Annotated in this window: 21 protein-coding genes and 1 pseudogene; 12 read left to right on the top strand and 10 right to left on the bottom strand. The window is 34.6% G+C overall.

What is annotated here, in order from left to right:
- Positions 1–29: 29 nt before the first annotated feature.
- Positions 30–602 carry a Crp/Fnr family transcriptional regulator gene (locus RT228_RS08090; protein ID WP_006256757.1) on the bottom strand — a complete coding sequence of 191 codons (573 nt, stop codon included), beginning with the start codon at positions 600–602 and terminating at the stop codon, positions 30–32.
- Positions 603–684: 82 nt separating this feature from the next.
- On the opposite strand from RT228_RS08090, the gene RT228_RS08085 reads away from it, so the two are divergent.
- Entirely contained in the window at positions 685–1,059 is a 375-nt protein-coding gene (locus tag RT228_RS08085; RefSeq protein WP_006256758.1) for a hypothetical protein, read from the top strand.
- Between the two features lie 2 nt (positions 1,060–1,061).
- A complete protein-coding gene (locus RT228_RS08080; protein ID WP_006256759.1) occupies positions 1,062–1,556 on the top strand; it encodes a GNAT family N-acetyltransferase in 495 nt (164 codons plus the stop codon).
- Between the two features lie 42 nt (positions 1,557–1,598).
- On the opposite strand, the gene RT228_RS08075 is transcribed toward RT228_RS08080, so the two are convergent.
- From RT228_RS08075 to dnaK, 4 genes are all read right to left on the bottom strand, one after another.
- A complete protein-coding gene (locus tag RT228_RS08075) occupies positions 1,599–2,345 on the bottom strand; it encodes a hypothetical protein (RefSeq protein WP_006256760.1) in 747 nt (248 codons plus the stop codon).
- Between the two features lie 47 nt (positions 2,346–2,392).
- Positions 2,393–2,737 (bottom strand): type II toxin-antitoxin system RelE/ParE family toxin, encoded by a 345-nt coding sequence (locus tag RT228_RS08070; protein WP_006256761.1) that lies wholly within the window; start codon positions 2,735–2,737, stop codon positions 2,393–2,395.
- A 4-nt stretch (positions 2,738–2,741) separates the two neighbouring features.
- Entirely contained in the window at positions 2,742–2,978 is a 237-nt protein-coding gene (locus tag RT228_RS08065; protein ID WP_006256762.1) for a hypothetical protein, read from the bottom strand.
- A 130-nt stretch (positions 2,979–3,108) separates the two neighbouring features.
- Positions 3,109–5,004, bottom strand: coding sequence for a molecular chaperone DnaK (dnaK, locus tag RT228_RS08060; RefSeq protein ID WP_006256763.1), 1,896 nt, complete (start codon positions 5,002–5,004; stop codon positions 3,109–3,111).
- Positions 5,005–5,410: 406 nt separating this feature from the next.
- Between dnaK and RT228_RS08055 the strand changes: the two genes are divergently transcribed.
- From RT228_RS08055 to RT228_RS08030, 6 genes are all read left to right on the top strand, one after another.
- A complete protein-coding gene (locus tag RT228_RS08055; RefSeq protein WP_006256764.1) occupies positions 5,411–6,835 on the top strand; it encodes an L-serine ammonia-lyase in 1,425 nt (474 codons plus the stop codon).
- Between the two features lie 4 nt (positions 6,836–6,839).
- Entirely contained in the window at positions 6,840–8,021 is a 1,182-nt protein-coding gene (locus RT228_RS08050; RefSeq protein WP_006263135.1) for an SH3 domain-containing protein, read from the top strand.
- A gap of 57 nt (positions 8,022–8,078) precedes the next feature.
- Entirely contained in the window at positions 8,079–8,897 is an 819-nt protein-coding gene (gene panB / locus RT228_RS08045; protein ID WP_006256766.1) for a 3-methyl-2-oxobutanoate hydroxymethyltransferase, read from the top strand.
- 77 nt (positions 8,898–8,974) lie between these two features.
- Complete coding sequence (locus tag RT228_RS08040; RefSeq protein WP_006263134.1) at positions 8,975–9,673, top strand: RluA family pseudouridine synthase; 699 nt, start codon at positions 8,975–8,977, stop codon at positions 9,671–9,673.
- An 89-nt stretch (positions 9,674–9,762) separates the two neighbouring features.
- Positions 9,763–10,842 (top strand): hypothetical protein, encoded by a 1,080-nt coding sequence (locus tag RT228_RS08035; RefSeq protein WP_006256768.1) that lies wholly within the window; start codon positions 9,763–9,765, stop codon positions 10,840–10,842.
- Between the two features lie 106 nt (positions 10,843–10,948).
- Positions 10,949–12,475: an AbgT family transporter gene (locus tag RT228_RS08030; protein WP_006263133.1), complete on the top strand. Its 1,527-nt coding sequence runs from the start codon at positions 10,949–10,951 to the stop codon at positions 12,473–12,475.
- Between the two features lie 48 nt (positions 12,476–12,523).
- On the opposite strand, the gene RT228_RS08025 is transcribed toward RT228_RS08030, so the two are convergent.
- Both RT228_RS08025 and RT228_RS08020 read right to left on the bottom strand, forming a co-directional pair.
- Positions 12,524–13,366, bottom strand: a complete 843-nt coding sequence (locus RT228_RS08025; RefSeq protein ID WP_006260808.1) for a sulfurtransferase — start codon at positions 13,364–13,366, stop codon at positions 12,524–12,526.
- 30 nt (positions 13,367–13,396) lie between these two features.
- Complete coding sequence (locus RT228_RS08020; RefSeq protein WP_006263131.1) at positions 13,397–14,332, bottom strand: hypothetical protein; 936 nt, start codon at positions 14,330–14,332, stop codon at positions 13,397–13,399.
- A 463-nt stretch (positions 14,333–14,795) separates the two neighbouring features.
- Between RT228_RS08020 and RT228_RS08015 the strand changes: the two genes are divergently transcribed.
- Complete coding sequence (locus RT228_RS08015) at positions 14,796–17,330, top strand: heavy metal translocating P-type ATPase (protein WP_286401663.1); 2,535 nt, start codon at positions 14,796–14,798, stop codon at positions 17,328–17,330.
- A 607-nt stretch (positions 17,331–17,937) separates the two neighbouring features.
- On the opposite strand, the gene RT228_RS08010 is transcribed toward RT228_RS08015, so the two are convergent.
- A complete protein-coding gene (locus tag RT228_RS08010; RefSeq protein WP_006256773.1) occupies positions 17,938–18,243 on the bottom strand; it encodes a DUF6804 family protein in 306 nt (101 codons plus the stop codon).
- A gap of 217 nt (positions 18,244–18,460) precedes the next feature.
- Between RT228_RS08010 and gcvT the strand changes: the two genes are divergently transcribed.
- Together gcvT and RT228_RS08000 are read left to right on the top strand one after the other, a co-directional pair.
- Positions 18,461–19,543 (top strand): glycine cleavage system aminomethyltransferase GcvT, encoded by a 1,083-nt coding sequence (gcvT, locus tag RT228_RS08005; RefSeq protein WP_006260805.1) that lies wholly within the window; start codon positions 18,461–18,463, stop codon positions 19,541–19,543.
- A 101-nt stretch (positions 19,544–19,644) separates the two neighbouring features.
- Positions 19,645–20,355, top strand: a complete 711-nt coding sequence (locus tag RT228_RS08000) for a YebC/PmpR family DNA-binding transcriptional regulator (protein ID WP_006256775.1) — start codon at positions 19,645–19,647, stop codon at positions 20,353–20,355.
- Positions 20,356–20,430: 75 nt separating this feature from the next.
- Here the strand turns inward: RT228_RS08000 and RT228_RS07995 are convergent, their stop codons facing one another.
- A complete protein-coding gene (locus tag RT228_RS07995; protein ID WP_006260803.1) occupies positions 20,431–21,408 on the bottom strand; it encodes a helix-turn-helix domain-containing protein in 978 nt (325 codons plus the stop codon).
- A 120-nt stretch (positions 21,409–21,528) separates the two neighbouring features.
- Between RT228_RS07995 and RT228_RS07990 the strand changes: the two genes are divergently transcribed.
- A complete protein-coding gene (locus tag RT228_RS07990; RefSeq protein WP_058699436.1) occupies positions 21,529–23,934 on the top strand; it encodes a TonB-dependent receptor in 2,406 nt (801 codons plus the stop codon).
- Between the two features lie 22 nt (positions 23,935–23,956).
- On the opposite strand, the pseudogene RT228_RS07985 reads toward RT228_RS07990, so the two are convergent.
- Positions 23,957–24,192, bottom strand: a pseudogene (locus RT228_RS07985) (IS5/IS1182 family transposase); the annotation flags it as partial.
- Between the last annotated feature and the right edge of the window lie 187 nt (positions 24,193–24,379).

Genomic DNA, 24,379 nt, shown 5'->3' with positions numbered 1-24,379 from the left:
AGTCAATCCCTTGATCTAGATCAAGTAGATTACTTCATTTTTTTCTTAATACGGCTAACTGTTTCTGGGGTTAGACCTAAATAGGAAGCCAAAAGATGCTGTGGAATACGGTTGACTAAGTCTGGATAACAAGTAATGATTTGCGCATATTTCTCCTCTGCATTATAGGCTATATTACTCAATATACGTCTATCTTTATTCGCTAAACTGCGTTCATACAGTATTCTGAAATAGTTACTCATCACAGGCAGATCTATCACTATTCTATCATAGTCTTCTTTACTTATAAGCAGTAGCTCCACTTCTTCTAAGGCATCAATGTTCAATACTGCTTTTTCACCGGTAAAGAAACTATAAGAATCTGCCATCCACCAGCCTTCCCAACCAATGAAGTTAATATTCTCTACTCCTTTTTCGTCTATCACATAAGACTTCAGTACTCCTTTCGCAACAAAAGCCATGTGCTTACACACGTCTCCTTCTTGCAATAAGTATTGCTTTCTCCTTAGTTTTTTAACTGTAAAATAATCTTCTAAACGAACAGTTTCTTCTGTGGTCAAGTGTACTTTTTCTTGAATGTGTTGAATTAATAGGTCAAACATAATAAGTCATATAACATCATATCAACAAAATTAAGTTTTTTAAAACTGCTTTTGATTACCTTTAGCTATTCATTATAACATTATGCCGATTATATCTCAACAAAACTTACTTATTCCTTATCCGCAAAAAGTAGCACTATCTGTACAGTTTGACTATGCTATCGTGGATATACACAACAGTTTTGATTACTTAGAAGAACTATGGGAAGACATTGTGACTACTATATCTAATGCTATTACAGACAGTGGAATTACTATATTAGAAGGCACTACCGATATTAATGATAACTATACGATTATTGCCTATAATTTAGTAATATTGGCTGTTCCTCCCTATATAGACTTTACCTTTATTTATAACGATTTGTATGATGTCGACTTACCTAGTTCATTTCTAATAAGTACTCCTAATTATTACAACAAGGAGATAAAAGACATTTTACTACAAACAAAATAACGATGATAAAACCAATTGATATTACCGACTTACCCCAGACTTTACATGTATTAGAAGAAGTAAAACAACATATGCTCAGCCAAGGTATTGATCAATGGGATGAATCTTATCCTAATAAAGATATTATCTCTAATGACATTCAAAAGAAGCAAGCTTATATCTATACAGAAAACGAACAGATCTTAGCCTATATGGTCTTAAACGAAGAATATGATGTAGAGTATAATGATCTTCGTTGGACTAGTCCTACTCCATTTATTGTTATCCATAGATTATTTGTCAGTCCTAAAGCACAAGGTAAAGGGATATCTAGTAAGATGATTCTATTCGCAGAACAATACGCCAAAGACAATAACTATGCATCTATTCGCTTTGATGCATATACACTAAATACTACTGCTAATGCGGTTTACACTAAAAAAGGTTATCAATTAGTAGGTACAGTTCAGTTTAGAAAAGGGGTGTTTAATTGTTATGAGAAAACACTATATTACTAATAAACTAAGTTTCTTATAGATTAACTATAGTATACACTGTATCTATTCCAATAGGTATTCATAAATTCTCACTCCAAACACTATACATCCTATTAATCCAAATATCACGCCACTCAATGCTGTCCAAAATTGATTGGGTTCTTTGATAAGCATTAATACACCTACAACAAGAAAAACTAAACATAAAAATAAATAGAATATATTTTTAAAAAACTCTTTTCTATCTTCCCTCTTTAGTTTTTTCGCATACTCTTCTAAATACAATTGCTTAATACTCTCATTATCATCGCTCCATTGTTTATAAATATCAGAGTATTTTTTTAAAGTATCAGTACATCCCATTATTTTATAAACTGAGTCTTCCAAGCTACTTCTTTGGTATACCTCATCGTCATTATGAAATAATTCTAATTCACTAAAGAAATCTTCTGTTTCATTATAAAACCAACTTAACTCTTCAAAATCAATACATATAATTTCATCATCTTTCACCTCATTCAATAAGAAATTGTAAAAATCTTTTCTCAATTGCTTTTTAGTAGATGTTTCAATAGCTAAATTATGATTAATTCTTTGTTGTAAATTACTAAGTACTATTGATTTATCAATTATCAAAGAAACTCTATTATCTCCTTCCGTTATATAACTTTCTATTAGTTTACTTTTTTGTTCATTCAGTAGTTCTAAATCATATAATTCTTGCCACAATTGTGGCAAAGTTCCTATAGCTTCTAGCTCTTCCTCCTCGTTATTTTTATTTTTAAAAGTTAAATACACTCTATTTGCCATAGTATCTGAAATTTACATACAATTAAAGATAACAAAAAACCGAGCCTTTACAGACTCGGTTTACTATTATTTCTCTGATATTCTTCTCTATCTTCATTGACATACATCTTATGAGGAGATTGCTTAGTATGAAAGATATCCAGAATAACAATATTCTCTTCAGTTACCTCATATAGAATTTTATACTCATAAACTAAGAGATACCTTCTCTCGAATCGACTATACATCATACCTTCTTTCTGTCCTAAATAGGGAAAATCAATTAACTGCTTGATTGCTTTAATAATATTATCCTTTACCTCTTTAGCCTTGCTTACACTGACATGATTAACATAATAGAAGTATATATCCCTTAATTGACTGGCTGCAAAATCAGATAATATTATTTTCATACTACTACCATTTAGTACTCATCTCTTCTACTTCCTCTAAGGTATAATACCTTCCCTCCTCATAGTCTTTACGAGATATAGCTAATCTGCTCTCTAATTCCTCTTCTGTCATAGGTAAAAACATCTCCTCTTCCACTCGTTTCAGAGCATTGACATATTCATTTATCTGGTCGATCAATGCCTCATCGTGAATATCCATAAGGGATTTAACTATCTGCTGTCTCTTTACCTCTACACTCATAACTAATTCATTTACAACACAAAGTTACACAAAATAAATAAACACATTCCTCCCTAACTATAAATTTACCACATAAAAAAACCGAGCCTATACAGACTCGGTTTCTCTCTTTACAACTATATAAGTGGGTTTACTTCACTTCTTCGTATTCTACATCTTGTGTACCATCAGCATCACCACCTTGGTTTGGCTGTCCTTGTTGAGGACCTGCTTGACCACCTTCAGCTTGTGCTTTGTACATTTCTTCAGATGCTGCTTTCCAAGCTTCGTTAATTTTGTCTAACGCTGGTTGGATAGTATCTAAGTTCTTAGTTTCAAAAGCTGTTTTTAATTCAGCTAAAGCTCCTTCGATATTAGATTTATTTCCTTCAGATAATTTATCTCCGAACTCTTTTAATTGTTTTTCTGTTTGGAAAATCATAGCATCAGCTTCGTTGATTTTCTCTACAGTTTCTTTTGCTTTTTTATCAGCATCAGCATTGGCTTCAGCTTCTTTTTTCATTCTTTGGATTTCTTCTTCAGTTAATCCAGATGAAGCTTCGATACGAATATCGTGAGATTTACCAGTTCCTTTATCTGTAGCAGATACTTTGATAATACCATTAGCATCGATATCGAAAGTTACTTCGATTTGAGGCACTCCTCTTTGTGCAGGTGGTAAACCATCTAAGTGAAAACGACCGATTGTTTTGTTATCATTAGCCATTGGTCTCTCTCCTTGTAATACGTGGATTTCAACCGATGGTTGGTTATCTGCAGCAGTAGAGAATACTTGAGATTTCTTAGTTGGAATAGTTGTATTAGATTCGATTAATTTAGTGAATACACCTCCCATAGTTTCAATACCTAATGAAAGTGGCGTAACATCTAATAATAATACATCTTTTACATCTCCAGTTAATACACCTCCTTGGATAGCAGCACCGATAGCTACAACCTCATCAGGGTTAACTCCTTTGTGTGGTTTTTTACCAAAGAATTTCTCTACTTCTTCTTGGATTCTTGGGATACGTGTAGATCCACCTACTAAGATTACCTCATCGATATCTGATTTAGATAAACCAGCATCTTTTAAAGCTTTCTCACAAGGAATCATAGAACGACGTACTAAATCATCTGATAATTGCTCAAATTTAGCTCTTGTCAATGTTTGTACCAAGTGTTTTGGTCCTGAAGCAGTAGCTGTTACATAAGGTAAGTTAATCTCTGTTTGTGTAGCAGAAGATAACTCAACTTTAGCTTTCTCAGCAGCTTCTTTTAAACGTTGTAATGCCATAGCATCTTTACGTAAATCTACTCCTTCAGCAGAATTAAACTCATCTGCTAACCAGTTGATAATTACGTTATCGAAATCATCTCCTCCTAAGTGAGTATCTCCATTAGTAGATAATACTTCGAATACACCGTCTCCTAACTCAAGGATAGAGATATCGAATGTACCACCACCTAAGTCATATACTACTACTTTTTGATCTTTTCCTGTTTTGTCTAATCCGTATGCTAACGCAGCCGCTGTAGGCTCGTTAATGATACGTCTTACTTTTAATCCTGCAATCTCTCCTGCTTCTTTTGTCGCTTGACGTTGTGCGTCATTAAAGTAAGCTGGTACAGTAATAACTGCTTCCGATACTTCTTGTCCTAAGAAATCTTCAGCTGTCTTTTTCATTTTTTGTAGTGTCATCGCAGAGATTTCTTGTGGCGTATATAAACGTCCATCGATATCTACACGTGGAGTATCATTATCTCCTTTTACTACTTGGTAAGGTACTGCTGTTGCTTCTTTCGCAGCCTCACTATATTTCTCTCCCATAAAACGTTTGATAGACGCAACTGTTTTTGTTGGGTTAGTTACAGCCTGACGTTTTGCAGGATCACCTACTTTAATCTCTCCACCTTCTACGAAAGCTACGATAGATGGTGTAGTTCTTTTTCCTTCAGCGTTTGAAATTACTACTGGCTCGTTTCCTTCCATTACAGAAACACAAGAGTTTGTAGTTCCTAAGTCAATACCAATTATTTTACTCATAATATTTTCTATAGTTTATTTTTATACTTAATTCATTGTCGTGAGCTTCATGCTCGGTTACTCTTAAACAATCTTTGTGCCAACAGAAAAAATTGAATATTTTGTCTGTTTTTAGGTCATTTTATCTTTTAAATAATGTCATATTGTCATTTACCTCTCTTTTAGATAAGAAATAAGCATACATAACGTCAGTATATACTGACAATGATACCTCTCCTTAAGAAGCCCTCTCCTTAAAAAACACATCACTTACTACTCCTACTTAGTAATCAATACAAGAAACATAAAACAACTATATAATTATCTATCCACATAATTCCCTTCCCATCTTGCGTTAAATAAATCTCTAAAAGTTGTCTCTGATTAGAATTTAGCTATCTTCGTATTATTAAATCACTACTATTTTATGGAATGTATTTCTGTATTTGATATGCTCAAAATCGGTGTAGGACCATCTAGTTCGCATACTTTAGGTCCTTGGAGAGCCGCTGAGCTTTTTTTAAAAGAATTGCGTGATCGCAATATCTTTGACCAAGTTTCTTCTCTGAAAATAGATTTATTTGGTTCACTTTCTCTTACGGGAGTAGGGCACGCTACTGACTTAGCTGTCATGTTAGGACTAAGTGGAGCTGATCCAGAATATGTCCCTGTCGAAGACATTAGTGGTATTATTGATCATATTAATGCTTCACAGTCTTTATTATTAGGAGGAACAATGCCTGTAGTGTTTAACCCTAAGGAAAACATTGTATTTAATAGAAACTTCCTCCCTTTCCATGCTAATGGAATGACATTTACTGTACAATATGGTGAACATGAACTATATGAATCTACCTTTTATTCTATCGGTGGAGGATTTGTAGTAAAAGAAGAAAACCCTGATAATCAAGAGAAAGAAGAGATCAAAGCTACTTTCCCTTTCCCTATAGAAAAAGCTACGGAATTATTAGCCTACTGTAAAGAGCAGAATATGTCTATCTCTGAATTAGTATATGAAAATGAAAAGTCTATACGTTCAGAAGAAGAGATACATAATGAGTTATTACGCGTGTGGAATACCATGCTAGAGTGTATGTATATCGGATGTCATACAGAAGGTATATTACCAGGAGGCCTTAACGTACGTAGACGTGCTTATGACACTCATTCTAAACTGAAAGGAGACCTCCCTTATAACACACCTCAAGAATGGTTACAGACTATTCGTAAGACAAAGGTTTACTTTAGACAGATATTGAAATGGGTAAGTTGTTTTGCCTTAGCTGTTAATGAAGTGAATGCTTCTCTTGGGCGTGTAGTGACTGCCCCTACTAATGGTAGTGCAGGAGTTATACCAGCGGTATTAATGTATTATCTAGTTATAGAGAACCATAAAGCAGGCGATAAAGAAATCAAACAGTTCTTAATGGTAGCTGGCGAAATAGGTAGTATCTTTAAAAAGGGAGCTACGATATCTGCTGCTATGGGAGGATGCCAAGCAGAGATTGGGGTTTCTAGTGCAATGGCTGCTGGTGCCTTATGTGAGCTAATGGGAGGTACTCCAGAACAAGTAACTGTAGCAGCTGAGATAGCTATGGAACATCACTTAGGACTGACATGTGACCCTATCGGAGGTCTAGTTCAAGTACCTTGCATAGAAAGAAACACGATGGGCGCTATTAAAGCTATAAATGCGGCAGAGCTTGCTTTAGATACTGACCCTAAGAATGCAAAAGTTCCTTTAGATAAAGTAGTCAATACAATGTGGGAAACTGCAAAAGACATGAATAATAAATACAAAGAGACTTCAGAAGGTGGTCTTGCTGTAGCTGTAAACTTATCAGACTGTTAAACAGATGAAACAAACGATTGGAATATTGTGTTTCCTAGTCTCTGCCTATGCTTTAGGACAGAGTCAACTCTATGTATCTACACCCACTGTAGCTTACAACGATGCTAATGGTACTACTCAGATAGGAGTCTATACACGTGGTGCCTATTTAGAAAATATAGAAAAAATAAACAAAGATGTATTCAAGGTAACTAATGCTTATGCAGAAGAGACTTATATTTTAGATATTAATAATCTAAAAAAAACGCTCTCAGCAGAAGATACATCAGAAGCCTCTCCTAATCCGATTATAGACTTTGACGACTATTATGGAAGTCCTCACTTATTCACAACAGTAGGTGGACTGAAGGTAAGAAAAGCTCCTAATCATCAAGCAGAAGTATTAGAGACACTGTACACAGGTACACCATTAGCCATAGATTACTACCCTTATGATAAAGAAGCTTGGGTAGAAGTATCTCACTTAGGAAATACAGGCTATGTACCAGTGAAATATTTAGGTAAAAGACCTAACCTAAACAATCTAATAACAAATTATAAAAAAGCTACTGATCCAAAAGATCAAAAGAGATTTATCCAACGTATCGTAGAGCTTGGTTGGAATAGTAGCCAAGATGAAACAGCACTAGCACTAGGAGTTTTTGCTGAATATGCGGACAAAAATAACCGTCCAGAAAAAGCAACCATCGCTAGACTACAAGCAGAAGTTCTAAAAGTGTCTCCTAATAATGAAGAAATAGCTGACAAAATAGAAAATATGCTAAACCAACAACTATTCGGTTTTACGTTAAATAATGTGTTAGAACCAAGAAAAGGTTTTAGCTTAGCCACATTAGAGAAAAGTCTAGGGAAGATAAAAGAGAGTTATTCTAACTTAGATGATTGTGCTCTAGGAGACTATGAGAGCAATATAATATTCAATACAGCTGAATGTATTGGACATGATGTCAATAAAACATATAAGTTAAGAATAATAGAAATAAAAAATGATGCTGGATTCAAGATCAACAACAGCATCGTGAATGAAAATACAACAGAAAAAGAATTTTTAGAAACAGGAAAAGGCCTTATTAATACAATTCTTCCTTTAGAAAAAGCGTATCAGATAGCAGCTGGAGATATGGTATACCAATTTTCATTTGCAGAAGGTAAGCTGAGTAAAGTAGAATTGATTTACTTCTGCTAGTTCTCTTCTTTTTATTCTGAAATAACAATTTTACAATAACCCAAAAAAACAAGAAAAATGTCTGTAGCAAAAAAAGACTATAAAAAAGTGACAACTAAGTCGCTAATAGATATGAAAGCCAACGGAGAGAAAATATCAATGTTAACATGTTATGACTACTCTATGGCTAAAGTATTAGAAGCAGGTGGAGTTGACGTAATGCTTGTAGGAGATTCTGCTAGTAATGTAATGGCTGGTCATGAGACTACTCTACCGATTACATTAGATCAGATGATCTATCACGCACAGTCTGTAGTACGTGGAGCTGACAGAGCGCTAATTGTTGTGGACTTACCTTTTGGTTCTTACCAATCTGATCCTAAAGAAGCATTGCGTTCAGCTATTCGTATCATGAAAGAAAGTGGCGCTCATGCAGTAAAGATGGAAGGTGGAGAAGAGATTAAGGACGGTATTAAACGTATCTTAGATGCAGGTATCCCTGTGATGGGCCACTTAGGACTTACTCCTCAGTCTATCTATAAATTTGGTACTTATACCGTAAGAGCTAAAGAAGAAGAAGAAGCTAATCAGCTGATCAAAGACGCTAAAATGTTAGAAGAGATAGGGTGTTTTGCTCTTGTACTAGAAAAGATTCCTGCTGCTTTAGCAAAGAAAGTTGCTGAGAGTATTTCTATCCCTGTTATCGGTATCGGTGCTGGTAATGGTGTAGATGGGCAAGTATTAGTAGTACATGATATGATAGGACTTACTCACGAATTTAGCCCTAAATTCTTACGTCGTTATATGAACATTTTTGAAGATATGAAAAATGCAGTATCTCAATATGTTGAAGATGTTAAGTCTGTTGATTTTCCGAATGAAAACGAACAGTATTAAGAAAGCTTACTTATTTAAAATACAAAGAATATCCTTTTTACATATAAAAAGGATATTTTTGTTTCAAATTATTACAAATGAAGATTGTTTCTACACCCGAAAACCTACAAGTACTACATGAAGATAATCATATCATCGTCATTAATAAACGCGTAGGCGATATCGTACAAGGTGACCAGACAGGTGATATGCCACTAAGTGAAATAGTAAAATTATACTTAAAAAAGAAGTACAATAAACCTGGAGAAGTTTATCTAGGCGTAGTACATCGCTTAGACCGTCCTACTTCTGGATTAGTAGTATTTGCAAAAACATCTAAAGCACTGAGTCGCTTAAACGAATCATTCAAGAACAGAGAAACACAAAAAACGTATTGGGCAGTAGTAAAAGATGCTCCCCCTAAAGTAGAGGACACATTAGAGCACTTCCTAGTTAGAAACCCTAAGAATAATACTTCTAAAGCACATAAAAAAGAAGTTCCTAATAGTAAAAAGGCAAAGCTAACGTATAGAATGTTTCACCAACTAAAGACCTACTCTACTCTAGAAATAGATCTATACACAGGACGTCACCATCAGATAAGATGCCAGCTATCAGCTATAGGTTGCCCTATTAAAGGAGATCTAAAATATGGAGCAGACAGAAGTAATCCTGATGGAGGTATTCACTTACATGCTCGTAAGCTTACCTTTATTCACCCAGTGACTAAAGAGACACTTACCATAGTAGCTCCTACTCCTGATGAAGTAATATGGAATAATATAGAACCAAAATAATACAAAAAGCTATTCAGAAATGAATAGCTTTTTATATTTCTATAATCTCCTATTGGTCAACTTCGTATCTTCGCTACAAATTACAAAGTATGCAAATAGAAAAGAAATATAGCTATACACAACGGACTGATGACACCATACTCGCTTCTACACTATCTAATACTGACGAAATAGTGATGGTACTGAGCAATGGAGATGTAACAAGACATAACTTTCAGACAGACAAAACTACCCTAGTATCTACTTTACAAGATAGTATGGGGTATACTGATGACGGGTTTGACCTCACTGCTCCTATTTCTATCTATACTTTAGATGATATTATCGTTATCGTAAACGACTTTAAACGTCATGGTTATATCATTAATCCTAAACAAGAATACCGACTACATCTATGGAGAGGGGATTATTACGCTAATATTACGAAGTACCCTATCGCACTGTATAAAGATGCCAATGAAATACCTCATATCATCTATGCGGATGATTGGAACCATGTACAAATCATGAATTTAGATACTCGTCAAGTACTAACTGCTGCTAAATCTTTAATAGAAGACGCTGCAGAAGAGAAGCATATCGAGTTTTATAAAACTCATAAAGAACACAATAAGCTAGCTTGGCCGAGTACCTATGATTATTTCTATGGTAAGTTACTATTATCTCCTAATCATCAATACTTCGCAAGTGTAGGATGGGTATGGGGTTCTTTTGATTGTATCAATGCTTATGATGTCGATAATTTTATCACCAACCCTAGAATACAAGATATCATCGTTCATGGAGGAGAACATGAATCAAGACAAATATGTTGGGTAAGCAATAATATCCTTGCCGTAGAACACAGCCCTTATACAGAAGAAGAGGAAGAAGCAACAGAGGACACCTTAGATGAAATACACCTATACCTATTAGAAGAAAACAAAGCTACCTTATTAGATAAAATACAACTACAAGATAAAGCTATCCAATACAACGCTATGTACTTTGACGCTATACTCGATGCTTTCGTATTAGTTAACTCAGATGAAGGGGTATATATCGTATCTAAGAATGGAGAAGTACTTCATCAGGATCATACCATTCGTACTTATATATATAACACTACCTCTCAGCAGTTCTTATCATGTAATGAAAAAGGCGTATCCATCTATGACCTAAAGTTATAAAAACGCTAAGCATATATTATCAATATAAATTATTGTAAAAAAACGAATCCCATTTCATAGATAAGTAAAAAATATTATCTTCACTTTTTACATAATTTTTTGATAAATGAATGATAAGCCTAAAAAAAGTTTAGTAGATAAGTTTTTATCTAGTGTTGAAAAGATTGGTAATATGTTACCTCATCCAGCAACTCTGTTTGCTAGTTTTGCTGTATTAGTTATTATAGCCTCATGGATAGCCAGTTTTTTCGATCTCTCCGTACTCCATCCAGGTACTAAAGAAGAGATAAAGTCATTCAACCTAGTAAGTGCAGAAGGATTACACATGATTCTTTCTAAAATGGTTACTAACTTTACTAACTTTGCTCCTTTAGGTACGGTACTAGTCTCTTTACTAGGTATTGGTATTGCAGAAGGTTCTGGATTAATAGGAACTATCTTAAAAAAGATTGTACTATCCTCTCCTAAGAAGCTACTGACATTCGTTATCGTATTTGCAGGCATACTTTCTAATACGGCTAGTGAAGTAGGTTATGTTTTATTAGTACCCTTAGCTGCTATCATATTCTTAGCAGCAGGTAGACATCCTATAGCAGGACTAGCAGCTGCCTTCGCAGGAGTATCAGGAGGATATAGTGCTAACTTATTATTGGGAACTATAGATCCGCTATTAGCAGGATTATCAGAAGAAGCAGCTAGAATTATAGACCCTGCTTATGTAGTTAACCCCGCTGCGAACTATTACTTTTTATTTGTATCTACCTTCATTATTGCTATTCTTGGTACATGGGTTACAGAGCGCATAGTCGTACCTAGATTAGGAGAATACACAGGAGATGAAAAAGCAATTTCTATAGATCCTTTAACAAAAGAAGAAAAGAAAGGCCTAATCTATGCCTCTATAGCAGGTCTTTTATTCACTGCATTTATACTAGGAGGTCTGATCCCAGAGAACGGTTATTTAAGAGGTACTGATGGTGGGATTTTGAAGTCTCCTTTTATGTCAGGTATTGTTGCTTTATTATTTATTGGAGCTGCCCTAGCAGGTATCGCTTATGGTATCGGAGCTAAAACCATCAAAAACGATACAGATGTAATGAAAGGAATGTCAAAAGCGATGGAAACTTTGGGGTCTTATATTGTTTTAGTGTTCTTTGCTGCTCAGTTCGTTGCTTATTTTAATTGGACTAATCTAGGGTTAATCTTCGCAATAGAGGGTGCAGAAACACTACAAAAATCAGGTTTAGGAGCTATTCCATTGATGCTGATGTTTATTGTAGTCTCGGCCTTAATTAACCTAATTATGGGAAGTGCCTCTGCTAAATGGGCTATTATGGCACCTGTATTTATCCCTATGTTCATGTTATTAGGGTATTCTCCAGAACTAGTCCAAGTGGCTTACCGTATAGGAGATAGCGTTACTAATATTATCTCTCCGATGATGAGTTATTTTGCCTTAATTGTTGCCTTTATGCAGCGTTATGACAAAAAAGCAGGTATAGGAACTATCGTCTCTACGATGCTTCCTTATACTATTGTATTCTTTATCGGTTGGTCTATTATATTTGTGATTTGGTTACTTCTAGAATTACCTCTAGGGCCAGGAGCACAACTATTCTATACTGCACAATAAAACACTAAGAGCTAACTTTATAAAGTTAGCTCTTAGTGTTTATACTATTTACGCTTCTGTTGCAATAGGTTTATTACTTCTAGACCATTCACTCCACGAGCCCACATATAGCTTAGGCGTCGGGATACCAGCTGCTGTGATGGCTAATAGAGTGTGACATGCTGTAATACCAGAGCCACAGTGTACTGCTCTATTCTCTAACGGATAATCTTGTAGAATAGCAGTGTACTTCTCTCTTAACTGTTCTTCTGTCAAGAACATCCCCTTCTCATCTAGATTAGACATAAACGGAACATTGATAGCTCCTGGTATATGCCCTGCCACTGTGTCAATAGGTTCTGTTATCCCTTTATATCGATTTGCCTCACGTACATCGATCACTACATAATCCTCTCGCCCTACATTCGTCTCTATTTCATGAATATCAGCTAGTGGTAGTTGCCACTCCGTTACAGGGTACACTCCTACTTCACTTGCTTTGACCACATTATTATTGCTTGGAAAACCTACATGCTGCGCAGCACTCATTCCACCACTTAGCACTTGTACTTTCTGATGACCTACAGCTGTCAGCATCCACCAAAATCGAGCAGCAGAATTACCTCCGAATACTGTGTCATAAATAATCACATGACTATCTGGAGTAATACCTAAAGACTTCAAGCTGTGAGCAAATTGTGCTACAGAAGGCAATGGATGTCTCCCTCCTTTTGACGCATCTTCTCCTATATGGGCTAGCTGTGTATTTCCATCTACAAATAAAGCTCCGTCTAAGTGTTCTTTCTCATACTCAGCTCTAGCCACCTTACTATTCGTAGCATCTATTAATATATAACTACTTCCTTGTTCTCTTAAAGACAATAGTTCAACTGGTTGGATAATTGGTTTCATATATACTTATTGTTTGTTTCATCTCTTATTCTATATACTCGGTACCACAAAAATCTTAGATAATCTTTCTTTTAACTTAGCTAAGTCATCATTTGTTTTAGTCCCATAGAATGCTTTAGTAGCTACTATGGCTGTCTCTTGTTCTAACAGCTTTCTCCCTACGATCATTTCAGCTTCATACACCATATTCATACTTTGAGGTACACTAGGCATCTCTACTTCTAATTTTAGGATTCCTCCTTCTTCATTTAGACAATAAGGCTGTACTTTATTGATAACAGGATTAAAGAGTATACTGGTATAAACTATTAGAGATTTAGGCAAATTGTTCTTTTTGCTATTTTTCTTTAGAGTATAGATTATTTTCTCTACTTCATACCCTGCTACCATACTTACCTCATCAGACGTCACACGAGTATAATCATCTAAGGTAATATGAGTATGCCAGTGTTCTTTTTCTAAAAAGTCTTTTTGGTAAGAGAAGTTTAATGCTGTATTAGGAACTATCGTCGAGGTCGCATATACAAATCCTTCATCTAGTATATCATTCCACTTATTCTCTAGAAGGTAAGTAGCTCCTTCTGCCTTATACACGACTTCATACCCTGCTACATATACATTATTCTTTATAAAAGGCAATCTACCGTATTCTTTTAATATCTGAGGATTCTCTGTCAGAAACTGCTTCACTCTATCTCTATCTTCTACAGATAGCTCAGCTAGGTACTTATTAGCTAATTCTTTACTGTACAATGGATCATGACTAATGTGTACGATAAACTGATTGAGAAGAGAATCACTTAATGACATCTTATACACTAGAGCCCCTTCTATAAACTTCTTCTTATTTACAACCACTTTCTCTTGAGACTCTGCAGTTGTATTACTGACTTCTTGTTGTCTATTCTCCTTACATCCCATCAGGGTTATCCCTACTATAAACAATCCTAAACTAAGTCTTATCATTCTATCTTATATTGAAAATCTAAAGTACAAAAAATAACCACGTTCTCTTATTTCTTCTTGTTATAATAAATACTAAACCCGCAAAACAATCTGATAATCACTAAAAACAAGTGTACAGTTAAAAGCAGGATTATAAACAATAACTGTACAGCTATATTAGGACGAAACCGTTTTTACAGCAGTGGTCGCATAGTGATCGCATAGTGATGGCATAATGGTCGCATAAAAAAGGGCTAAAACTATGCGACCACTATGCTATCATAACCCCATAAAGATTCGGTCATTGCAACATATAGCAGAAATTACTCTAAAAAAACGATAACAAACCCACATAAACTAATCAATAAAAACAAATTCACTCTACATTAATACAAAACTGTATAACCCTTCTTCAAAATTGTATAACACTATATCTGTCTTTTTATTCGTACTTTGTATCTGCACAAAAAGAATTATTGTACAAATGAAAAAAGAATATAAAGTAAGTGGTATGAGCTGTAATGGCTGTAGAACCAAGATAGAAGATACCCTAAATGAAATACACGGTGTAACGGCCGAAGTTTCTTTAGAACAAGAGCAAGCCAATATAGAGTCTCATCATGATATAGATACCTTAACACTTCAGAAAGAATTACTTAAAAAAGGAAACTATATACTACAAGAAATAGTAACTCATGAAGATGGTACGCAAGAGATTCTACCAGCTGTAGAAGTATCAGAAGAAGATATGTACCAACAAGAACTTCCTAAGGGAATGGAAGATAAAGCGGGTAAATACTTCTGTCCGATGCTATGCGAGGGGGATAAAGTATATGATACCAATGTAGGCTGTCCTGTATGTGGGATGAACTTAGAACAAATCCCTGCACCTAAAGTAGAGAAGACAGTCTACTACTGTCCGATGCTATGTGAGGGAGACAAGACCTATGACAAACCGGGGAATTGTCCTAAATGTGGGATGAACTTAGTGCCTAAGACCATACTAGTAGAACAAGAAGATACTACATATACAGATATGCTGAAGAAACTGCGTATCTCGGTAGCCTTCACTATTCCAGTATTTATACTAGCCATGGGGTCTATGATACCTGGGGATCCTATCGGAAAAGTTGTACCACATGAATGGAATAACTATATACAGTTATTATTCACTATTCCTGTAGTCTATGTATGTTGGATGTTCTTTAGTAGAGCATGGACTTCATTTAAGACATGGAATCTGAATATGTTTAGTTTAATCGGTTTAGGATCTGCTGCTGGGTTAATCTTTAGTGTTGTAGCCTTATTTTTCCCTGATCTTTTCCCTGATGATTTTAAAGGAGAGCATGGTATTCACCTTTACTTTGAATCTGTAGCCGTGATTCTTACACTGGTATTAGTAGGACAAGTAATGGAAGCAAAAGCGCATAGTCGTACCAATACCGCTATAAAAGAATTACTAAAACTATCTCCTACAGAAGCAACTTTGGTTACTGAAAATGGAGAAGAAATAATACAAATAGACAAAATTGTCAAAGGAAATCACCTGCGTGTAAAACCAGGAGAGAAGATACCTGTAGATGGCGAAATCATAGAAGGAGAATCTAGTATAGATGAATCTATGATCACTGGAGAACCTATCCCAGTACACAAAGTAAAAGGTGATAAAGTAGTATCAGGTACCATTAATGGAAATAGTTCGTTCATCATGATGGCTGAGAAGGTTGGTGACGAAACATTGCTTTCTCAAATCATTGAGATGGTGAATAATGCCAGTAGATCTAGAGCGCCTATCCAAAAACTAGCAGATCAAGTAGCGAAGTACTTCGTACCTATCGTAGTGATTATCGCCATAGCTACTTTTATTCTATGGAAGACATTAGGGCCTGAACCAAGATTAGCTTATGCATTCGTTAATGCATTAGCAGTATTAATCATTGCGTGTCCTTGTGCCTTAGGACTAGCGACTCCGATGTCTATCATGGTAGGAATAGGTAAAGGGGCACAGAATGGTATCTTGATTAAAAATGCTGAAGCACTAGAAACAGCCAATAAAGTAAATGTATTAATCACAGATAAGACGGGTACACTGACAGAAGGTAAGCCATCTGTAGAGAAAATCGTGCGTATATCTCCAGACTACACAGCAGAAGATTTACTAGTGCTAACTGCCTCGCTTAACCAAAATAGTGAGCACGCATTAGCGACTTCTTTTACTAAAAAAGCGAAAGAAGACGGTCTAAGCCTAACCCCTGTAAAGATGTTTAACAATATCACAGGAAAAGGAATACAAGGTCTAGTAGATAAAAAACGTATTTCTCTAGGGAATAAAGCACTTATGGATGTAGTACAAGCATCACTAACTGATAGCTTAGTACAACAAGTAGAAAAAGAACAAAGCCAAGGAAAAACTGTATCTTATATAGCTGATAACAATACAGTCATAGGATATGCTGTATTATTCGATAAAATAAAAGAATCGAGTAAACAAGCTGTAAAAGATCTTCAAAATAAAGGAATCGAAGTGATTATGATCACTGGTGATAACCCTAAGACAGCACAGGCTGTGGCTACAGAATTAAATATTAAACACTTCTTAGCTGAGGCTATGCCAGAAGATAAGTTAAACGAAATAAAGAAACTACAAGAACAAGGAAAGATAGTAGCCATGGCAGGTGATGGTATTAATGATGCTCCTGCTCTAGCCCAAGCTAATGTAGGTATCTCTATGGGTACTGGAACTGATGTCGCTATCGAAAGTGCAGAAGTAACCTTACTACAAGGAGATTTGGCAGGTATACCGAAGGCTATTAGCCTAAGTCATGGAGTAATGAAGAATATTAAACAGAACCTATTCTTTGCCTTCGTTTATAATAGTGTAGGTATTCCTATCGCTGCAGGTGTGCTATATCCGATCTTCGGAATAGTATTATCACCTATGATTGCAGCTGTAGCGATGAGCTTTAGTTCTGTATCAGTTATTACAAACTCGTTACGACTAAAGAATCTTAAACTTTAATCATCATTTTTTTTATAATACCTTTCATTTTTTTAACCAGAGCGATCACCATAGCTCTGGTTTTTTTTTATGTTTTTAATTTAAGACAACAGGTATAGAAACAAAAAAGCCAGGGTGATCTACCCAGGCTTTTTACTCACCTTAAAAACTAAAATTGCAAACACAAATACCAATTTTTAGCTTATTAAACCTAAAAAAAAGGCCATCCCAAAGAATGGCCTAATCAGAATCATCTATATAAAAAAAAACAAGTCCCCACTCTGTTTTTTATTAAAGTAATTAGATGTTCTTAAATATCTTCAAAGTTTAACAGTGCTAATATACAAAAAAAAAGCAAATATTAACATTTAAAAGAACTAGACGTAATAAATTAATATAAAAACAGAAAATCAATCAATAAAATAACATTTAAAAACTCTTATAATCAACTACATATATCTTTTTCAATAAAACATAATTTTATTCATTAAAATTTAAATTGACATTACTTTTAGTACATGCCGTTCATTTCTACAGCCAAAACAGGGCTCTTAAAAACAAAAAGCTTATCACAACTGGTGTTGTGATAAGCTTTTTGTTTTAGCTCATCTTCAAAAAAGGGATAAGACTAATCTTGCGCTACTGCTTTAGACTTAACAAATATAGCAGATAGAACTAAATATGCTGCTACTACTAATTCTATTATAACCCACCATATATGCTCTATAGGGATAGCATAAAAGGGCTGGAATATTCCAATAATAAGAATATACATTGCCATTTCGATAACTTTCTTATTGATATGAGAGTTATAGGCTAATATTCCTAAACCAACCATAACGATAAATCCCACTAAAAGATCAAAATCTGATGAAGAAGTAAATGCACTTAAGATCAATAAAAGTGCTATTAATATTTTAATTGCCCTTTCCATACTTTAATTCTTTATAAATTAGATTACTCTAAGATAATAAAAACTATAATCATTTAAAAATCAATAACAAAGAATTATCTATAATAAAACAAAGTAGTTAATATCAATAATATAATTAATTCATACTAACACAACAATCTCCATACAAAAGCACTTTTATTTGAGGTAAAAAAAACTTACTTTAGCACCTAATTATAATTAAATCATTAACAACACAATGAAACAAGTAACTTTAAACCATATCCATGAAGCTTTAGGAGCGAAGATGGTTCCATTTGCAGGATTTAATATGCCTGTACAATATGAAGGAGTAAACATTGAACACGAAACAGTTAGAAACGGTGTTGGTGTTTTTGACGTATCTCATATGGGAATCTTCAAAATTTCTGGACCAAATGCTTTGGCATTAATCCAAAAAGTTACTTCTAATGATGCTTCTGTATTAGTAGATGGTAAAGCTCAATACTGCTACTTCCCTAATACTACTGGAGGAGTTATAGACGATATTATTACTTATAGAGTGAATGAAAATGAATATTTGATGGTAGTAAATGCGTCAAATATTGAAAAAGATTGGAACTGGGTAAGTTCTCATAATGATATGAATGCTACCTTAGAGAATCTATCTGATGGCTACTCTATCTTAGCGATACAAGGACCTAAGGCTATTGAGTCTATGCAAAGCTTAACTGACGTTAACTTAGCGGATATCAAATTCTACAACTTTGTGATTGATACTTTCGCTGGAGTAAAAGATGTAGTGATCTCTGCTACTGGATACACAGGTTCAGGTGGTTTTGAAGTATATGTAAAAAATGAAGATGTAGAAGCTCTTTGGAATAAAGTATTTGAAGCTGGTGCTAACTGGGGGATCAAACCTATCGGATTAGCTGCGCGTGATACATTACGTCTAGAGATGGGATATTGCCTATATGGAAATGAGCTAAACGATGAGATCTCTCCATTAGAAGCAGGATTAGGATGGGTAACGAAGTTCACAAAAGACTTCATCAACTCTGATAATTTAAAAGCTGAAAAAGAAGCAGGTATCAAAAATAGATTGATTGGTTTCGAACTAGTAGGTAAAGGTATTCCTAGACATGACTACGAAATCGTAGATGCTGAAGGTAACGTAATCGGAAAAGTGACTTCTGGTACTCAATCTCCTTCATTAGGTAAAGGAATCGGTATGGGATATGTACCTGTAGCACTAGCTGCTGAAGGAAGCCAAATATTCATCCGTATTCGTAAGAATGATGTTGAAGCAAAAGTGGTAAAAACACCTTTTTATAAAAAATAAGGCAAAAGAATAGGAAGCTTAAAAATAAGCTTCCTTTTTTTTTATGATATATTTGAATAATGAGTTATTTTTGCAATTATAAAATTAAGTAACAAATTATTATGGGAAGAGCGTTTGAATTTAGAAAAGGACGTAAGCTAAAACGTTGGTCTGCTATGGCAAAAACGTTTACAAGAATTGGTAAGGATATCGTAATGGCTGTAAAAGAAGGTGGACCTAATCCCGAGGCTAATGCTCGCCTTCGTGCCGTAATACAAAATGCTAAGGCAGCGAATATGCCTAAAGATAACGTAGAGCGTGCCATTAAACGTGCTACTGATAAAGATACTGAAAACTATAAAGAAGTAATATTCGAAGGATACGGACCTCATGGTATCGCTTTCTTAATCGAATGTGCTACAGATAATAACAATAGAACTGTTGCCAACATTAGAAGTTACTTCAATAAATGCAACGGTACTTTAGGTACACAAGGGTCTGTTGAGTTTATGTTCGACCATACATGTAACTTCAGAATCCCTGCTGAAGAAGGTAGAGATCTAGAAGAGTTCGAATTAGAATTAATTGATTTTGGTATCGATGAAATCTTTGAAGATGAAGATGGTGTAATGATTTACGCTCCTTTTGAAAGCTTCGGATCTATCCAAAAAGAATTAGAAGGTAGAGGAATTGAGATCTTGTCTTCTGGATTCGATAGAATACCACAAGTAACGAAAGAGCTTTCTGAAGAAGAAATAGCTGACGTAGAAAAATTATTAGAAAAAATCGAAGAAGATGACGACGTACAAAACGTTTTCACTACTATGGCATAATCCACAGTTTCGTTTATAATATAAAAAGACGGAATACTTTATCTAAAGTATTCCGTCTTTTTTATTTAAATCTTACTAAGTCAGGTGAAATCGTTTAGGAGGGTATCCGAAGTGTTTCTTAAACGCTTTAGAAAAGGCAACAGAAGAAGAATATCCTAAGTCAAAAGCTATCTCTGCAATGGTATGATGAGCTTCTTCTAACTTCTGTATAGCGATATTCATACGTCTATGTTGAGCATATTCGAATAGTCCTAGATTATACAGATGCTTAAAGCCTCTCTTTAGTTTATACTCATTGATAAAAAACAGTTTAGACAGTTCTTCTGTAGTATAAAACTCTCGGTAATTAAGGTCTATAAATTCTTTTATATTAGATAGTATTAGTTCATCTTCTGGTGTCAGCTTTACCCCAAGCTGTAACTTAGAGCACTCCTCTACCCCAACCTCTTTCTCATGTAACAATACAGATATTACCTCTAGTACCTTCCCTTTGACATACATATCTTTAGCTATTCCTTTATAACTACATGTTTTAATTTCATTTAACAGTACTAAAAGCTCTTGCGTCAGTTTTATATCCTTAATTAACCTAGAGGTCTGGTCATTCTTTATCGCAGTAGTAAACTTCGCTATAGCCTCATCTTGTTGTCCCCATTCATTAAAGAACTCTAAAGGTAAGTAGATATCTAAATGCTCATATACAGCATCTTTTTCGAATATGACATCTGCTACAGATCCTGTACTCAGATAAGTCAAATAGCAGTGAAAAGGCAAGTACTTATTAGGTGTCCCATTAATGACATCTCTGACGATATGCTTCCCAAAAAAGAAACTTAGCTCTACATACTCTATTTCTTCAAAAACATAGTGCAGGGCATAATCTTGTGTATACTTCAGATAATACTGTCTAATAATAATATCAGCAGAATCAAAGATATGATAAGTCACGAAACTCCCAGAATCATTTACTAATTCCTTTTTACTCTGATACATCTCATTAGTTACCATATTCTCTAACTCAAAAAACTCAACGATTTGATCACCTTTACTCATAAAACCACCTATTGATTACTAAACTGCTAATTTTTATTCCCTTTTGGCTAAGTCATTCCATGATATAGAATATACTTTTGTTTCCGCATTCAAATTTATTCAATCTAAATTAAGTATCAGATGAAAAGATTCTTTTTAATCAACACAAGTCATAAATTCATACTTACTGGTCTACTTTTGATCAATATAAGTACCTATGCCCAAGAAAAGGGGAATATCAAAGGAACTGTTGTGAGCCATACTCAAGAAAAATTGGTAGGAACTACAATTACTTTAAATAACAACTTATTTAAAACTGTTTCAGATAATAACGGATACTACTTACTAGAAAATATCGAATCAGGTAAATACCTTATTACTCTTCAGTATAAAAATAGCATTACAAAAGACAGTATCGTTATACCTGCAAATCAAACTGTCATAAAAGATTTCATGCTATTTGATGACAACAATGAAACCTTAGATGCAGTAGTCATTAATACAAATAAAAACATTCGTTCTTCTTCTTCTTTGCGAACAGCAGCTAACCTATTAGATGTACCACAAAACATCCAAGTGATAGATAAAGGGTTAATGGATGATCAGATTAGTATGACGATGAGTGATGCTATTGCTCAGAATGTGAGCGGTGTAAGATCTGTATTACATCAAGAGCAAGCTAGTGCAGGTATATATGTACGTGGTTATGGCGCTAGTAATCTAAGAAATGGTATGGATATCTCAGGAAGCTTTGGCCCTATCAGAGAAGACAATACCTTTATAGAACGTGTAGAGTTTGTAAAAGGACCAGCAGGTTTTATGATGGGAAACACACAACCAGGTGGTTTCTATAATATCGTAACCAAAAAACCAACAGGTAGTAACAAAACTACGGTTAAGACTATACTAGGTAGCTATAATCTATATCGTGCAGAGGTAGATGTAGATACTAAGCTAACAAAGGATGAGAGACTGTTATTCCGTATCAATGGGATGGCTACAAAAGCCAGTTCTTTCCAATTGTACAACAAAAACAATTACTTATCATTAGCACCTTCTTTAAAGTACAATATTAGTGATGATACGAATATTACCTTTGAGTATATATTCAACTCTAATGAGTTCGAAGGTGGGTTCTCTAAATATGCCTATTCTAAAAAGGAGTTTAAAGAACTACCTCGTAAATTTACATTCACTGACCCTATCATAGATCCTACCATGATTAAAGAACACAATGTGTTTATTAACCTTAATCACAGATTAAGTGCTGATTGGAATCTTACTGCTAAACTGGGTTATGTAGAAGCTACTATGGAAGGAGAAAGTCTGTACTCTATCTATAACTCTATAGACGATAAAGGCAATGTACAAAGAGCACTTTCTGTAAATGATGCGTATAACTCAGCTAAAGTTGGGCAAGTCTATATGAATGGCAAATTTAAGATCACAGATCAGATTAAAAACAATGTGTTATTTGGGCTAGATATGGGGCAAAAAGAACACATGGCTGATTGGTCTGTTATTTCTGATACTAAAGGAAATGCTATTCCAGTAGGTCCATCGTTTAATATATATAACCCTGTGTATGGTAAGCTTACTAAAAAAGATATCCCTACTTATGACCGTTCACGTTCACTAAGAGAACGAGCAGCAGGTAATATTCAAGAATATAGCTATATCTCTCTATATGTACAAGACGAATTTCTTCTATTAGATGAGAAACTTAGATTAGGGCTTGGGGTACGCTACACCTCAACAGAGAAAACAACGAGTGCTTCTAAAGGAGATGTTGTAAAGAATCAAGCGTATACTCCTCGTTTTAGTATCACGTATAATATCTCTCCATCATTCTCAGCTTATGCCTTATATGATCAGAGCTTCCAAGAACAAGTTGGTCAATTAGAAAACAACAAAACAGCTGATCCTTCTAAAGGAACCAATAAAGAATTTGGATTAAAGAAGACATGGTTTGAGAAAAAACTATTCACTTCATTAGCTTTCTACCAAGTAGATAAAACAAATATCCTTACCCCACGTGATGCCTCTGCTAATAACCAAATTATGGTACAGAGTGGGAAGGCTACGTCTAAAGGAGTAGAATTTGACTTAAATGGACAAATTACAGATGGTTTGACCTTGACAATGAACTATGCGTATACTGATGCTAAGATAACTGAAGATAATAATCCAGCTAAGAAAGGACAACTATTACCAGGAACTGCTAAGCACAGTACTAATGCATGGCTTACTTATAGAGTTCAATCAGGTACATTCGAAGGTTTAGGGTTTTCTCTTGGATACCAATACCAAAAAGATCGCTCACAAGCTCCTGTACAAGCTAAAAAGTTCTTACCAGACGACTACTTCACCCTTGATGGAGGAGTATCGTATAAAAAGAACAACTATGCATTCAACGTAATTGTTAATAATATCACAGATAGATATAATTATGTAGGTCACTTCCCTGGTGCGTGGGGATACACACACTATGGATGGAGAGCTACTACACCACTGTCATTCAAACTTAGTTTAGCTTATACATTCTAATAAGATAAAAGATAATTAGAAGTCATCTCAACTTTTTATTTTGCTGAAGTATTTTTAGTTCTATAACAATAAAAGTTATAAAGTTCCATGCCATCCAGCTAGAAAGTGTGGTATCAAATCTATTTAGTAAAGAGCGAAAGCTATCTAACCAAGCCTTGGTTCTTTCAATAACATATCTTTTTTTTATGATTTTTCATCAAAATAATCATCTTCATTATCTTGCCCATTTCGTTTATTAGGGCAGGTATTCGCTATTATTTAAATAAACTATTTTCCATAACACCTTTTTAAAGATGATTAAAACTAAATCTACTCACTAAAAACAATTTAGTATAGTTAAAGTAGCTAATAAAGAAAAAAATATTCAGCAGTAATTGTTTTTTGTTAATTTTTATACAAAATATATAAAAATTAACATCTTTAGCTATATATTTATTTTTAAAAA

It is taken from the genome of Myroides sp. (assembly GCF_032073645.1).
Taxonomy (GTDB): Bacteria; Bacteroidota; Bacteroidia; order Flavobacteriales; family Flavobacteriaceae; genus Flavobacterium; species Flavobacterium odoratimimum.
This window is presented reverse-complemented; position numbering and strand designations above follow the sequence as displayed.